12 protein-coding genes are annotated in these 14,045 nt (G+C 69.2%); 7 read left to right on the forward strand and 5 right to left on the reverse strand.

What is annotated here, in order from left to right:
- The first annotated feature begins 3 nt into the window (after nucleotides 1-3).
- Nucleotides 4-789: a TIGR02594 family protein gene (locus tag QHF83_RS13850; RefSeq protein WP_282418284.1), complete on the forward strand. Its 786-nt coding sequence runs from the start codon at nucleotides 4-6 to the stop codon at nucleotides 787-789.
- Between the two features lie 18 nt (nucleotides 790-807).
- Here the strand turns inward: QHF83_RS13850 and QHF83_RS13855 are convergent, their stop codons facing one another.
- Complete coding sequence (locus tag QHF83_RS13855; protein ID WP_282418285.1) at nucleotides 808-4,365, reverse strand: hypothetical protein; 3,558 nt, start codon at nucleotides 4,363-4,365, stop codon at nucleotides 808-810.
- A gap of 210 nt (nucleotides 4,366-4,575) precedes the next feature.
- Between QHF83_RS13855 and arfB the strand changes: the two genes are divergently transcribed.
- Complete coding sequence (arfB, locus tag QHF83_RS13860; protein WP_282418286.1) at nucleotides 4,576-5,031, forward strand: alternative ribosome rescue aminoacyl-tRNA hydrolase ArfB; 456 nt, start codon at nucleotides 4,576-4,578, stop codon at nucleotides 5,029-5,031.
- Nucleotides 5,032-5,068: 37 nt separating this feature from the next.
- Here arfB and QHF83_RS13865 read toward each other — a convergent pair whose 3' ends face one another.
- Nucleotides 5,069-5,632: a nuclear transport factor 2 family protein gene (locus QHF83_RS13865; RefSeq protein ID WP_282418287.1), complete on the reverse strand. Its 564-nt coding sequence runs from the start codon at nucleotides 5,630-5,632 to the stop codon at nucleotides 5,069-5,071.
- Nucleotides 5,633-5,908: 276 nt separating this feature from the next.
- Here QHF83_RS13865 and QHF83_RS13870 point away from each other — a divergent pair, with 276 nt between their 5' ends.
- On the forward strand, nucleotides 5,909-9,100 hold the full coding sequence (locus QHF83_RS13870) for a PAS domain S-box protein (RefSeq protein ID WP_282418288.1): 3,192 nt from the start codon (nucleotides 5,909-5,911) through the stop codon (nucleotides 9,098-9,100).
- 74 nt (nucleotides 9,101-9,174) lie between these two features.
- Nucleotides 9,175-9,996, forward strand: a complete 822-nt coding sequence (locus QHF83_RS13875) for an STAS domain-containing protein (protein WP_282418289.1) — start codon at nucleotides 9,175-9,177, stop codon at nucleotides 9,994-9,996.
- A gap of 33 nt (nucleotides 9,997-10,029) precedes the next feature.
- Here the strand turns inward: QHF83_RS13875 and QHF83_RS13880 are convergent, their stop codons facing one another.
- The 3 genes from QHF83_RS13880 to QHF83_RS13890 all read right to left on the reverse strand — a co-directional run bounded on the left by QHF83_RS13880 (nucleotide 10,030) and on the right by QHF83_RS13890 (nucleotide 12,210).
- A complete protein-coding gene (locus QHF83_RS13880; RefSeq protein WP_282418290.1) occupies nucleotides 10,030-10,497 on the reverse strand; it encodes a hypothetical protein in 468 nt (155 codons plus the stop codon).
- 56 nt (nucleotides 10,498-10,553) lie between these two features.
- The gene (locus QHF83_RS13885; RefSeq protein WP_282418291.1) at nucleotides 10,554-11,126 is read right to left on the reverse strand and encodes a transglutaminase family protein; all 573 of its coding nucleotides are present in this window, start codon (nucleotides 11,124-11,126) and stop codon (nucleotides 10,554-10,556) included.
- Nucleotides 11,127-11,442: 316 nt separating this feature from the next.
- On the reverse strand, nucleotides 11,443-12,210 hold the full coding sequence (locus QHF83_RS13890; RefSeq protein ID WP_282418292.1) for a hypothetical protein: 768 nt from the start codon (nucleotides 12,208-12,210) through the stop codon (nucleotides 11,443-11,445).
- Nucleotides 12,211-12,327: 117 nt separating this feature from the next.
- On the opposite strand from QHF83_RS13890, the gene QHF83_RS13895 reads away from it, so the two are divergent.
- From QHF83_RS13895 to QHF83_RS13905, 3 genes are all read left to right on the forward strand, one after another.
- Nucleotides 12,328-12,672, forward strand: a complete 345-nt coding sequence (locus tag QHF83_RS13895) for a DUF4258 domain-containing protein (protein WP_282418293.1) — start codon at nucleotides 12,328-12,330, stop codon at nucleotides 12,670-12,672.
- Nucleotides 12,669-12,890, forward strand: a complete 222-nt coding sequence (locus QHF83_RS13900) for a type II toxin-antitoxin system MqsA family antitoxin (RefSeq protein WP_282418294.1) — start codon at nucleotides 12,669-12,671, stop codon at nucleotides 12,888-12,890. The genes QHF83_RS13895 and QHF83_RS13900 overlap by 4 nt, the downstream gene beginning before the upstream one ends.
- Nucleotides 12,891-12,978: 88 nt before the next feature.
- Nucleotides 12,979-14,043 carry a PAAR domain-containing protein gene (locus QHF83_RS13905; protein WP_282418295.1) on the forward strand — a complete coding sequence of 355 codons (1,065 nt, stop codon included), beginning with the start codon at nucleotides 12,979-12,981 and terminating at the stop codon, nucleotides 14,041-14,043.
- The last annotated feature ends 2 nt before the right edge of the window (nucleotides 14,044-14,045 follow it).

Below are 14,045 nucleotides of genomic sequence, written 5' to 3' on the forward strand. Positions count from 1 at the left end.
CGCATGCTCCGCCCCACCTTGCGAATGCCGTCCGGATATCCCGACGCGGCGCCGCATCTCCGCGACGAGGTCCGCGTCCTGCAACGCGAGCTCAAGCGCTGGGCGTATTCCATGAGCCCCGACGGCCAGTTCGGACCGCGAACCGATGCCGCCGTGCGCCATTTCCAGCGCAAGCGTGGCCTCAAGGACGACGGCATCGTCGGACCGCGCACCTGGGACGCCGTCCTCGATCCCGACGCGAAGGCCATTGGCGCGAGCTTTCAGTATCAGCCCGTCGGCGCCTCGGATCCCACCCCCTCCAAGCCCAAGCCCTCCGAGCCCGAGACGACCCCGACGAATCCCGGCGCGGGCGGCGCCTCGTGGATGACCATCGCGCGCAAGGAAGAGGGCGTCCGCGAGACGTCGGGGAAGGCGGCCAATCCGCGCATCGTCGAGTACCACGCGACGACCACGCTCCGCGCGAAGTCGGACGAGATCGCGTGGTGCGCCTCCTTCGTGAACTGGGTCCTCAAGAAGGCCGGGTACAAGGGCACGAACTCCGCCGCCGCGGCGAGCTGGGTGAAATGGGGTTCGCCCACGACCGCGCGCCAGGGCGCGATCACCGTCATCTACAATGCCAGCGCCGCGAATTCGTCCTTGTCGACCTCCGGCAATCACGTCGGATTCCTGGTCCGCGAGACGAGCACCCATTACGTGCTCCTCGGCGGAAATCAGTCGAACTCCGTGAAGGAATCGAGCTTCGCCAAGACGAAATGGCGGCTCAAGGCCTATCGCTGGCCGTCGTCCTGAGGGCGACGCCTCGCGCCCTCACCGCTTCGTCGCCGGAACACTCGCGTCTCGTTGCGCGAACGCCGCGGCGGACGGCAAGAGCCGGGTCGTGCCCTCCACGGTGAATCGATGCTCGTCCCCGCGCGCGTCCCAGATCACGACGCGCCGGATCGCCCCGAGATCCCCCCGCGCGACGAGCACCCGATCGACCTCGATCCGGGCCCGCGCGCAGCCCGCTCGCGGCCTGCGCGGAACCGCGGAGATCACCGCCATCCACGCGCGCCCCTCGTCCCCCGAGACGACGACGTCGAACGCGGCGCCGAGGCCCTCCGAGAGGACCGCGGCGAGCGCGACATAAGGCGAATCCTCCAGCGTCGACTTCGCGATCACGTGCCCTCGACGCACGAGCGAGGTCTCGTTCCCATTCGCGAGCAGGACCTCTTCCGCCGGATCGTCCGGGAAAATCCGCACGAGCGGCTCGCCGTCCTCGCCGCGCCACGCGTCCACGAGCTCCGCCACCTCCTCCACGCCCCCCGCGTGCACGGTCGTCCGCCGCAATGCCGCGCGGTAGGCCGACGTGCCCGTGTACAGCGCCGCGAGCACGCCGAGGAGATCGCCCTCGGGCCCCGTCCTCGGCGCCGGCAGCGTGATCTCCGGCAGCGCGACCTCGGGCACCTCGCCCCGCGCCCGCCCGGAGACCCCGCTCGCCGACGTGATCACGCCCTCGTCCTGCTGTTCGAGGAGGAGCAACGGGCACGAGAGCCAAGGGGTCGGAGGCTCCGTGGAGAGTAATGTGTCGGGTCGACAAACAGCCGCCGCGTGGGTGCGTATCGCCCGCGTGTTCGCCCGACCGAGCCCCCCGCCCGGCGCTCCCTCCGGCGGCGTCGCGCCTCGGGCGGTAGCGCCCTCCTCCCGCGCGGCGACGGGGGCGCCGGCGAGCGCGTGAATCCAGGCCAGGCCCGAAGGATCCCGTGCGCCGAGCGCGTCGCGCGTCTCGCCGGAGATCGACGAAATGCGCGCCCCGATCTCGCGAACGAACCAGCTCTCGTGGGGCTTCATGGCCGCTCGCACGGCGCCCCACGCCCGCGCGAGCGCCGCTTCTCCGCCTCGCGTGAAGGCTTTCTCCAGAAAACCGCGCGCCTCTTCCTCGTCCGCGCGGAAGAGCGCGAGGATCCCCGCGCAGCCGAGCAGGAATGGATCCGATCCGCCATGCTCCGCGGCCTCCCGAAGATGCTTCCGGGCGACCTCGAACGAAGCCTCGCTCGCCGGCACGCCGAACCCCTGGAGCATCGACGCGACCCGCAAGAGCGCGAGCCCGGCCCGCCCCAGGATCCGCGGCCTCCGTGGATCGTCCCAGCGCGCGCGCAAGGACGCCTCCGCGAGCGCCGCGCGCGCCTCGTCCACGCGACCTTGCCGCTCGAGCACGTACGCGAGCGAATACGACACCCCCGCGACCAGCGCGAGCAGGCTCGGCCCCGCTTCGAGCCGGAGCCACGCGCGCATCAGCCGATCCCGCAGGACGGAAAGCGTCTCGCTCGCCTCCCCTGCCCGGCCGCGCGCGGCGCCCACGATCGCGTGCGAGCACTCCGCCGCGCAGAGCGCCTCCAGGATGGGCAGGTGAAGGCTCCCCGCGAAACGCGCGCGCACCTCGGCGATCCGCGCGTCCGCCTCTTCGTGTCGGCCCGCGGCGTCGAGCGCCGTCACCTCGTTGCACGCGACCGCGGCGGCGATCTCGAAATAGGGTGTCTCCGTGGCGCCGGCGAGCCGCTCGCGCAGCCCCGCGAGCACCGTGGCCGCCTTGGCTGGATGGCCCGCGAGCGCGAGCGTCGCCGCCGCATTCGCGGCCCCCAGGGCAAACGATGCGGAAAGCGCCTCCGCGGCGGGCGCGGCGGCCCGGCGCGCGAGCTCCCTCGCCGCTTCGAGCGCCCGATCGAACGCGCCCATGCGCCCGAGCGAGAACACCGACCCCGCGAGCGACGCCGCCTCCACGGCGCGATAGCCGCTGCCCAGGGCGCCCACGCCCGCCGCGCAGGCCATCGAGAAATGGTTCGCCGCGGTATCGTCCCAGCCGAGCTCCTGGCAGCAGACGCCCGCCGCGTGGGCCGCGTCGGCGTGCACGGCCCGAAGCCACGGCGGCTCGCCCGTGAGGCGCATCTCCTCGGCGAGCTCGAGCGCCATCCCGAGGTGCTTGCACGCCTCGGCCCACGCCTCGCGGGCCGCGTGGAATTTGCCCTGACGATACGACGCGAGCAGCACGGCCGTGAGGAACTCCCGGTCCTCGAATCGCCGCGGGAAAAAGCGCCGGATCACCTCGCCGTAATCGGAGACGCTCGTATCGCCCGACTCGATCGAGAGATCCCCGAGCGCGAGCAGGGCCCGCGCCGCGTCACGCGATCCCCCCTCGTCGCGGATCTCGCCGCGCGCGATCTCCAGGTACGCCTTCCTCGCCGCCCGAAAATTCCCCTCGGCCCGCAGCGCCGCCGCGCGGACGAACGGATCCCCCTCGATGAGCCGCGCGCTCTGCGGCGTCTGCCCGGAGGGCGGCGACGAGCCCCTGTCCTCCACGACGAGCCGCGACGACGGCGGCGACGAATCCGGCCCGGCTCGCCCGCGCCGCGCCTCGATCGCGGCCCAGAGATCCCGCGAGCTCGGCCGCGCCGCCTCGCCCACGTCGAGCGGGCTCTGGCGCCGGAGGCATTGCACGAATCGCAGATAGGCGTGTGCGAGGCTCTTCGGATCCGCGGCCGACTCGATCTCCGCCGCGATCGCCGCTCCCCGCGCGGCGCGCTCGTTCCAGGGGATCGTCGCGAGCCCGAGGTAGGGCCCGAGATCCCGGCCCATCACGTTCGTCGTCTCGTAGATCAGCCCTTCGAGCTGCTCCTTCGCCTCCTGCACGAACGCGCGCCCGCTCGCGCCCTCCTCCACGCGCACGAGCAGCGGAAACAGCGGGAGCGGCCGGCTCGCGTCCACGAGCGCGCGCCGCGCATGCGCGAACCGACCGAGCTCGATCGCCTCCTCGAGCGAAGCGTCGTCCACGAGCAGCACGAGTTTGTCCACGAGGTGCGCGGCGAGCAGCGCCGTCGCCTCGGTCCTGCCCGAGGGCATGTTCACGAGCACCTCGTCGTACCGAGCCCGGAGCGCCTGCGCGAGCGGCGCGAGCAGCCACGCGCACTCCTCGATCACCCGGGCCCGTGTCACGGCCGATCGCGTCCCTTCGGCGGGCCAGTAAAACATCTCGGCGGGCGCTCCGCCGAGCTTGAGGGGCACCACGCGGATCCCCGCCCCGCCGTCGAGGAACTGCGTGATCCCCGCGCGCACGGCCGCCTCGGGCGGGACTTCCCGCGCGCGTCCGGACACGAGCGGCAGCGACGCGGCGCGCACGCCTTCGAAGAAATGGACGACGCCCGCGCCCCTCCGCCCCTCGCCCCGCCCCTGGAAATAACGCTCCAGGGCGGGCTCGTCGACGGCCAGATCCACGACGAGGACGCGTTTCCCTTTCTGCGCGAGCAGCGCCCCGACATTGGCGACGGCCATCGCGCGCCCGACGCCTCCGCGCGCCGAAGCGAGCCCGACGATGATCCCCTGCCGATCGCTCACGCCGCCCTCGTCCCCGCTTCCATCCCGCGCCCGGGAATTCGACGGGGCCGGACTCTACCGGACGCAGGTGTCGCCTGGCAATAGACGCCCTTCGGTGAGCACTCTTCCAGGCAATGAAGCGCGACTTCGGGCTCGGTATCTCGACGAACGGCGGCCTTGGTGCTTACCTCCGCGCGGCAACACGCGAGAGAGAGAGTAAGGAGACGAGCCGTGGATCCCCGAGAAAGCCGCACGCCATCTGAAGGCGCCATCGTGGTGAACGATCGTGTTCACGTCCCGGCGTCGGCCCTCACCGTCACAACGGCGCGCTCGTCCGGCCCCGGCGGTCAGAACGTGAACAAGGTCGAGTCGAAGGTCGACGTCCGGGTCGATCTCGCCGCGATCGTCGGCCTCGATGACGGCGCGCAAGCGCGTCTCCTCGCGTCGGTGCGCACGCGCCTCGACGCCGAGGGCAAGCTGCGCGTCACGAGCCAGAGGACGCGGGACCAGTTGAAAAACCTGGCCGACGCCCACGACAAGATCCGCGCGCTCGTCGCGGCGGCGCTTCCAGCGCCCAAGCCTCGCAAGCCCACGCGCCCGAGCCGCGGCGCGGTCGAGCGGCGCCTCGACGAAAAAAAGCGCGCGGGGGAACGCAAACGGTCTCGGGCCGGCCGCGGCGACGATTGAAAGACCGAAGGCGGCGCCCCCCGCGCCGGGGATCGATTCAATCGCCCTGGTTCGTCTGGTCGTGCGGGGCCTCCGCTTCTGGCGGCCCGTCGTGAATCGGCACCGAGACGTGCTCGTGCACGATGAGCCATTGCCCCTCGCGCCACTCCCATACCACGGTCCAGCGCGCGTCGAACGACTCCGTCATCCCGTCCTGGAACGTGGCGTCGAAGTGCACGACACCTGCGGCCAATGCGTGGTTACCGTGGGCGTCGATCCGGGCGTCGTCGCGGACCTTGGCTTTCAGGCTCGTGAACTGCGCGAGAAGATCCTTCACACCCTTCTCGTAGGCATTCCAGCCTCGAAACTGGAGCGGCGCGAAATCGAAAAAGACGAGGCCATCGTCCTTCGCGTAGAGCGGGGCGACCTTCTGCGGATCGAGGGTGCTCCAAGCGTCCCACGTGCGCTGCATGAGCTCCGTGGTGGGCTTCTCGGGCGCGCTTTGCTCCTGCTGCGAGGTCGGGGCTTTCTTGCAGCCCATGGGCGCCGCGCATAGCGCTGGAATCGAGAGCGCGGCGGCCAGGGAGAGTCCGGCAAGGAGAGAAGAGCGAACCTTTTTCATGCGCATCGCCTCCTGCGAATCGCCGCGAGATGCACGCAGCGGGCCGCCGGGCGGGGCGCGTGGACGAAAAAAGGGAGTTTCAGCCCGACGAGAACCGACCGACCGCTCAGGGAGCCCCGAGCAACCAATTCAGGAGAAACCCGACCCATTGAAGAAATCTAAGCGATGGAGAGGTAAGACCTATTGTATCGGCTGGTTGACACGTAGCGGATATGTCACGTAATGTCGGCGCATACAGTTGGGTCGCTGGCGCCGTGGCGAGCACGGGAGGACGGGATGGGCACGGGGTTGGGATCGTCTTGCCGACCGCATGACGAGAGCGGGGCGCTCCTCGACCTCGCGCTCCGAGCGTCCGGTGCAGGACATTGGTCCTGGGATCTGGGGGCGCAACACGGCTACTGGTCCGACGAGGTCTACCGCATGTTCGGAGAGCGCCCGGCCCCGGACGGGGGCCCGGTGTCGGGCGAAGTCTGGCGCACCGCCGTCCATCCGGAGGACCTCTCGCAAACGCAGGCGCAGTTCGCGGCCGCATTCGCGGAGAGGAAAGACTTCACTGCCGAATACCGTATTCGGCGCTCCGACGGCGCCATCCGGTGGATTCGCTCCCGCGGCCGCGTGCTCGCGGACGACGCCGGGCGGGCGCGCATGGTCGGCGTATCGCTCGACGTCACGGCGGAAAGAAACCAGGAAGCCCGGCTCCGCGCGAGCGAGGAGCGCTTCCGGGCGGCCGTGGAGGCCTCGCTCGACGCGGTGGGCATTTATTCGGCCGTCCGCGATGCCTCCGGCGCCATCGTCGATTTCCGCACCGATTACGTGAACGCCGCCGCCTGCGAGCTCCACCGGATGCCGCGCGAGGTGCAGATCGGCAGGACGCTCCGCGAGCTCTACCCCGCCCCGCGCGCCGCGCGGGGCATCGAGCGTTATACGCGGGTCGTCGAGACGGGCGAGCCCCTCTTCAACGAGACTCTCCATTACGAGGACGAGAACGAGAACGACGACCCCGACGGGCGCTTGCAGCGTGCCTACGACGTGCGCGCGGTCCGGATGGGCGACGGATTCATGGCGACGTGGCGCGACATCACCGATCGCGTGCGAAGCGAGCACGAGGTCCGCGAGACCAAGGAGATGCTCGAGGCGCTGATCGACAACTCCGCCGCCTCCATCTTCGTCAAGGACGCGAGCGGGCGCTTCCTCCTCGCGAACCCGCGCGTGCAGGCGAACTTCGGCCTGCCCGAGAGCGAGATCCTCGGAAAGACCGATCACGACCTCCTTGGCCCCGCCACCGCCGACGTCTTCCGCCGGAACGACCTCGAGGTGCTCCGCACCGAGCGCGTGCTCGAGAGCGAGGAGGAAATGGTCATCGACGGCAAGGTCCACACCTTCCTCTCGCTCAAGTTTCCCCTGCGGGATCGCTATGGCAAACCCTACGCCGTCTGCGGGGTATCGACGGACATCACGGATCGAAAGCGCGTCGAGGAGGCCCTCCGCGAGAGCGAACTGCGCTTCCGCAACATGGCGGACACGGCCCCGGTCATGATCTGGGTCTCGGGCACGGACGGCGCCTGCACCTTCCTGAGCCAGCGCTGGTACGATATCACCGGCCAAACCCCGGAGCGCGCCCAGGGCCACGGCTGGCTCGACGCGGTCCACCCGGACGACCGCCAGGAGCTCTGGAAGAAATTCCTCGCGGCCTCCTGCATGCGCGAATCCGTACGGCTCGAATATCGCCTGCGACGAAAGGACGGCGAATATCGCTGGGCGCTCGACTCCGCGACCCCGCGCTTCGGCCCGCGGGGCGATTTTCGCGGCTATGTCGGCTCGGTGGTGGACATCAGCGAGCGCAAGCAGCTCGAAGACGGCCTCCGGGAGAGCGAGGAGCGCGCGCGGGCCCGGGCCCACGAGATGGAGGCGATGATGGATGCAACGCCGGCCGCCATCTGGATCGCCCACGACCCGCAATGCCACGTCATCACCGGCAGCCGCACCGCGTACGAGATGATGCGCGTGCCGCTCACGCAGGCGAACATCACGAAGACGGGCGCGGAAGGCGACACCGTGCCGCACATCCGCATCTTCCGCGACGGCAAGGAGCTCGGCCCCGGGGAGCTGCCCATCCAGAGAGCCGCGCGCGGAGAGCCGGCGCGTGACTGGGAGGAGGAGATCGTCTTCGACGACGGCGACCGCATCACCATCTTCGGCAGCGCCGTCCCGCTGCGCGGCCCGAACGGCGAGCTGCGCGGCTCCATCGGGGCCTTCGTCGACATCACGGCGTTCAAGAAGGCCGAAGCGGCGCTGCACAGCGAACGGCAGCGGACGGAGGAGGCGCTGCGGACCGCCGACCGTCGCAAAGACGAGTTTCTGGCCATGCTCTCGCACGAGCTCAGAAACCCCCTCTCGACGATCCGCAATGCGGTGGGCGTGCTCCACTGCATACGCACGGACAACCCGCGCGTCGAGCGCCTCCACGACATGATCGATCGCCAATCCGAGCAGCTCGCGCGCATGGTCGACGACCTGCTCGACGTCGCTCGCATCACGCAGGGCAAGCTCGGCCTGCGCAAGGAGCGCATCGACCTCGCCGCGATCGTGAGCCGCGCGGTGGAGACGAGCCGCCCGCTCATCGACGCGGCCGGGCACACGCTCTCGATCACGATGCCCCCGGGCAACGTCATGCTCGAAGGGGACCTCGGCCGGCTCTCGCAGGTCCTCTCGAACCTGCTCAACAACGCGGCGAAGTACACGGAGAGCCGGGGCCTGCTCCGGCTCTCCGCCGACGTCCAGGGCGACGAGGTCCAGATCCAGGTCGAGGACAATGGAATGGGCATCCCGTCCGACGTCCTGCCCCACGTCTTCGACCTCTTCACGCAATCGAGCCGCGCCATCGACCGCGCGCAGGGCGGCCTCGGCATCGGCCTCACGCTCGTGCGCACGATCGTGGAAATGCACGGCGGCAAGGTCGCGGCGCGCAGCGCCGGTCCGGGCCAGGGCGCCGCGTTCACCGTGCGTTTGCCGCTCTGGCGCGTCGCGCCGGCGGAGGAGCTCCACGCGCCGACGAGCGAGGAGCGCGGGCTCATGCGCCGGGGCGAGCACCGGCGCATCCTCGTCGTGGACGACAACGTCGACGCCGCCGAGAGCCTGGCCTTGATGCTCGGCTACCTCGGGCACGAGACCCGCGTCGCGCACGACGGGCCGAGCACGCTCCAGATCGCCGCGGCGTTCCAGCCCGAGCTCGTCCTGCTCGACATCGGCTTGCCGGGGCTCGACGGATACGAGGTCGCGCGCCGCCTGCGCGCGCAGCGCGAGACGCGGACGGCCGTCCTCGTCGCGATCACGGGCTACGGGCTGGAGGAGGATCGACGGCGCGCGCGCAAGGCCGGCTTCGATCATCACCTCACGAAGCCCGTCGACCATGACCGGCTGATTTTCCTCATCGACACGATGGTGGCGCCGGTCGACGTCTCCGCCTGACGTAACGGGACACTCCACGCGAGCTTTCCCTCTCTGCCCACCCTCGTGCAACATGGCGGGCGGAGCGAGGGTGCATGCAGCGCGTGATCGATGCCTTCTGGGAGCGGCTCGAGGACAACGTCACGACGTCGTGCGCGCGCGTGGAAGCCGCGTACATCCCCTTCTATCGAGACCTGCCCGCGGAGGCGCGGCGCGGGGCCTTCAAGCGCGCGTTCGAGGCGATGGGCCACGACCTCGGGGCGAACGAATCGAAGGCGTTCCCGGCGCTGCTCCGGGCGATCGGCGAGCAACGCTCGGGCCTCGGCGTCACCATCACGGACATCCTGCGGGGCATGCTCATCGGCTTCGAGGTCGTCACCGAGGATTTTGCGATCGTTTTTGGCGACGACCTCGAAGCGCGCGTCCACTGGGAGCGAGTCCGGGCCCGCGTGAGTTACCTGGGCGCGGCGGCGCTCGCGGACGCGTACCTCGCGGCGCGCGAGAAGCTCGTGCGCGCGCAGGCCGAGGAAATCGTGAAGCTCTCGGCGCGGGTCCTCCCGCTCTACCCGGGGATCCTCGTGCTCCCGCTCGTGGGAGCGATCGACGCCGCGCGCGCGGCGCACCTCACGCCCCTCTTGCTCCAGGCAGTCGTGGAGAACCAATCACGCGTCGTGCTGCTCGACGTGACGGGATTGCCCTCGGTCGGCGCGGAGACGGCCGAGCATTTGATGGGCGCGGCGCGAGGCGTCGAATTGCTAGGCGCGACGGCGATCCTCGTGGGCGTGCGCCCGCACATGGCCCGCGCGATGGTCGAGGCCGGCGTCGATCTCGGGGGATTGCGCTCCCGCGCGGACCTCGCGAGTGGGCTCAGGGACGCGCTCGACGAGCTCGGGCTCACGATTGCGCGGAAGCGGTGAGGAAGATTTTGCCGAGGGCAAGCCCTCGGCGTCTCAGGAAGGACGCTTGGGTTTCAGCTGTTCGGACCAGACGTTCGGTCGGCCGTCGAGATGATCGCGCAGCCTGTCTTCGACGTGATTGTCTTCCCAGACCGCGAGCCTTTCGATCCCCTCGACCTCCTCGATGCTGGCAGGCCTCGCTTGCCCGGCAGAATCGATGATCTGGATGTCCGATGGATCGGCGATGTTCTGCATGAACTGCGAAGGAATTCCCGGGACGTCCCGCGGCTCGTTTCCGACGACCACCCAGTTCTCGTTCTTCTTCCAGCTCTTGTGCACGGACAGCGTGAAGATCGGCTTCGAGCTCGCAAGCTCGCGCCAGCCGTCCCCTGATTCGTTTGCGGCGATCTTCGGATCGTAGAATTCCAGGAAGCCGCTGTCGATGACACGACCATATGCGAAGGTGTTGTCGTCGATCTTGATCCTGATGATGTTTCCGATTCGATCTTTTCGTCCCTTCATGTCTCTTCTCGATCCGCAGCGCCTGCTCCGGTAAGGGTTTACCGCGACGAACGATACTAGACGGACACAAGCGTTTGATCCGGCAGATCCGCGGCGAAGCTCTGCCAGTCCGCGTGCGCGCGCAGCTTGGCCACGACGGCCGGCAGCGGATGCGCATACACGGTCGGATCGGTCGCCTCCCCGGGCGCCGTCGCGGCGTAGGCCAGCCGAACGCTTGGCGGCTCGAAGACGGTATCGATGCCGGGCTTGTTGCCGCGCGCGTCGATCCGGTACCAGCCGAGACCCGGCAGATGGACGGCATTGAAGCCGTGCAGGCAAAAGCCCGATTCATGGGCGAGCCGCTGATAACAGAGCCCAGCGGGCAGGCCATTCGCGCGCAGCAGGGCGGCGAGCAGATGGCTCTTGGCGTAGCAGAAGCCGACGCGGTGGCGCAGCACCTCCGAGGCCGTGCACGTGAGCGGCCCGGCCTGGATGTCGAGGGTATGGCGGACCTCGTCGCGCACCCAGGTGAAGCAGCGTTGCGCGACCTCGACGGGCCCGGCGGCACCCTTCGCCAGCACGGCCGAAAGCGCGGCGACCTCGGGATGCTGCCCATCGATGATGTCGGTCATGGCCAGGTAGTCGTTCACCTTCCGTCTCCTCGGCGGTCCTGCGGCATGGCCGCGCCCGAGCTCCCTCTTACCAAGGCTCGCTCAAGGCGATCCATCGGATGATGCCCAGAGCCCGGATGCGACGGGCTTCGCGACCTGACCGGACCTCCCCGAACGGGTTGGAAGCGTCGTGGGAGAGGTCCTTCGACCTCGGCGGGGTGGATGAAAGCACTTCCTCCGGGTCGCCGAAGTGCCTGAATCCTGTTTGCCTTACAATCCGGCGGCTTGCGGAAGGGTTTCGGGGTGGTTCGAAGGCGGTTCGGGAGGTCGATCGACCTCGCGCGGGTGGTTTCGATCAGCCTGGCTGTACGGATTCAGTGTTGCCGGGTGGTTGGACGTTGCTGCCGCGTCGGGCGGCGGCTTCGCGAAAGGCGTCGAGGGGGCGGAGGGCGGAGCGGGCGGCGGCGATGCTGGATTCGTCTTCCTCGTCGACGGAGGCGCAGACCTTGGTGGCGTATTCGACGATGGCGCGGCCCATGGCGCGGACGTGGTCGGCGAGGTTGACGCCTTCGGCCTGCTCGCGGAGGAGGATGCCTTGCACCATGGCGCCATACTGCTCGTGCTGGGCGCGGACGTTGTCGAGGAAGACCTTTCCGGCGATGCGATCGATGTCCTTTTCGAGCTCCTCCTCGTCGATCCGCTTGAGGATGGTATCGGCGGTGGACCATTGCACCGGATAACTCTCCCTGAGGAAGGAGAGGCCGTCGGGCCCGAAGAGAATGGTCACGAGCTCGGCGGCGCGCTTGGCGTCCTGGTACTTGGCGGCCGGGAGGTCGGCATACGCGAGGAGGCGCATACGCAGGGCGCCCCAGGAGGAGTCTCCGCCTTGATCGACGAGGCGCGCGTCGTCGTCGGAGACCTTGCCGAGGGCTTTCTGGCGAATGGCGAGAGCAGATTGGGCTTTGTCGGCCGCGGTGTTGATCTTGGCGGCGGATTTCATGAGCGCCGCGGTGGCGACCTTGGGGCAAGCAGCAAAGAGCGCGCGGCAGAGGGCAATGCCGGCCTCCGCGGTCATGATGGGGGCGCGGACGTAGAGGGTGGGATCGGGGGGATCGAGGGACATGGTGGGGGAGGGTACGGGAGGCGGGGGTGGAAAGGGAAGGGGGATTTGTGGGGTGAGGATCAGGTGGGGGACACGTCCCCCTTGCTCCTCCCTTCCCCCTGTGAAACCCTGCGCCCGATGCCCGACCCGCGGCTGCTCCCTCCCGATCCGCTGGCGTTCGTCCAGCGCTGCGTTCGGTCGGGGAGCATCCTCTGGACGCACCACGTGAACATGCGCTTCGGTCAGCGCAGGGTCACCCGTGACATGGTCCTCGGCGCGGTCGACTCGTTCGAGATCATCGAGTCGTACCCGGACGACAAGTATCTGCCGAGCTATCTCGTCCGCGCCGAGCACGCGTCGACCGTGTTCCACGTGCTCTTCGCGGTCGATGTGGCAGAAGACAACGTGCGGGTCGTGACGGCCTACCTTCCCGACCCCTCGAAGTGGGAACCCGGTTTCCGACGACGGAGGCAACGCCCATGATGTGCACCACCTGCGGCAGCGACCTGGAGGAGCGGGTCACGGATCTCCCGTTCAAGCTCGGGGATCGCTCCATCGTCATCATCAAGGACGTCCCCGTCCTGCAATGCCCCCACTGCCACGCCTACCTCCTCCGGGATCCCGTGATGGCCGAGGTCGAACGGCTCCTCGAATCGGCGAACGAGGGCGCAGAGCTCGCCATCCTCCGCTACGCAGCCTGACCACCCCCGCGCCCACAACCCCGCGAAACCCTTCACCTACTTTTTGCTGCGCTCGCCGTCCGTCCTCTGATACCATCGCGGGCGAGCCATGACCCAGCTTGCCGCACGTGTTGGTGATGCGCACACCTGTCCGGCGCATGTCGGGGGGCCGATTTTGCCGCCGGGGTGCCCGACGGTCGTCATTGGGGGACAGGCGGCCGCGCGGATCGACGACCTCTGCCAATGCGAGGGCCCGAGAGACGTCATCAAGACGGGCGCGCCCACCGTGCTCATCGGCGGCAAACCCGCGGCGCGCAAGGGCGACCTGACGCGGCATGACGGCGTCGTCGCCATGGGGTTTCCCACGGTCCTCATCGGGCCCCTCGCGCCCGGCGACGCGGTCGCGGCGCTCTTCACCGACGAATACCTGTCCACGCTCGTGGGCAAGGAATGGCAAGGGGCGAACTCCGAGCAATTGAAGAAGGCGATGGAGACGCTCTGGGAGCATCGCCACGACCCGAACCACCCCGATGTCCAGGAGGCGCTCCGGCAAATCGCGGAGGCGCGGGGCAAGCCGCTCGATCAGATCCAGCAGGATTGGCAGAGGTATCAGGCCGCGCTCGCCGAGCAGGAGCGGATCGCCGCGGAGAAGGGCATGGATCCGCCCCCCGGGGTCAACTGGCTGCACGGGGACCACATGGGGAGCACCTCGCAGCTCCGGTATGGCCAGGTCGCCGGGGATGCGCTGGGCATGGATCCCGTGTTCGGCGCGCTGCTCAATCCGACCGGGGGGCTCGTCGGTCCGGGCAATGCGGCGGTCGACGGCAACGACTCTGCGATCGGGTATCACGGCGCCGTGCACGACGCCGGAGGGTATCTGTACAATTATCACAACCAGGGTCCGGGATACGATTATCTCGGCCAGGAGGGGCGCGACACGTCGAGCCCGCTCTCCGGCCAGCGGTCCGGCATTTCGTACTGGCGTGACCAACTGCCGGATCGCAGCGGCGGGCAGAAGTTCACCGACGGCGCGGGCGACGTGATCATGGATGGGGTCGTCGGGGGGATCGACGGGGTCTCGAATGCCTGGGAGGCCACCAAAGAGACGGTCTCCGATGCCTGGGAGGGCGCCAAGGATTGGGCCTCCGACACCTGGAACGGCCTGTGGGATTAGGG

Origin of the sequence: Polyangium sp. 15x6 (assembly GCF_029960785.1) — a bacterium.
Taxonomy (GTDB): Bacteria; Myxococcota_A; Polyangia; order Polyangiales; family Polyangiaceae; genus Polyangium.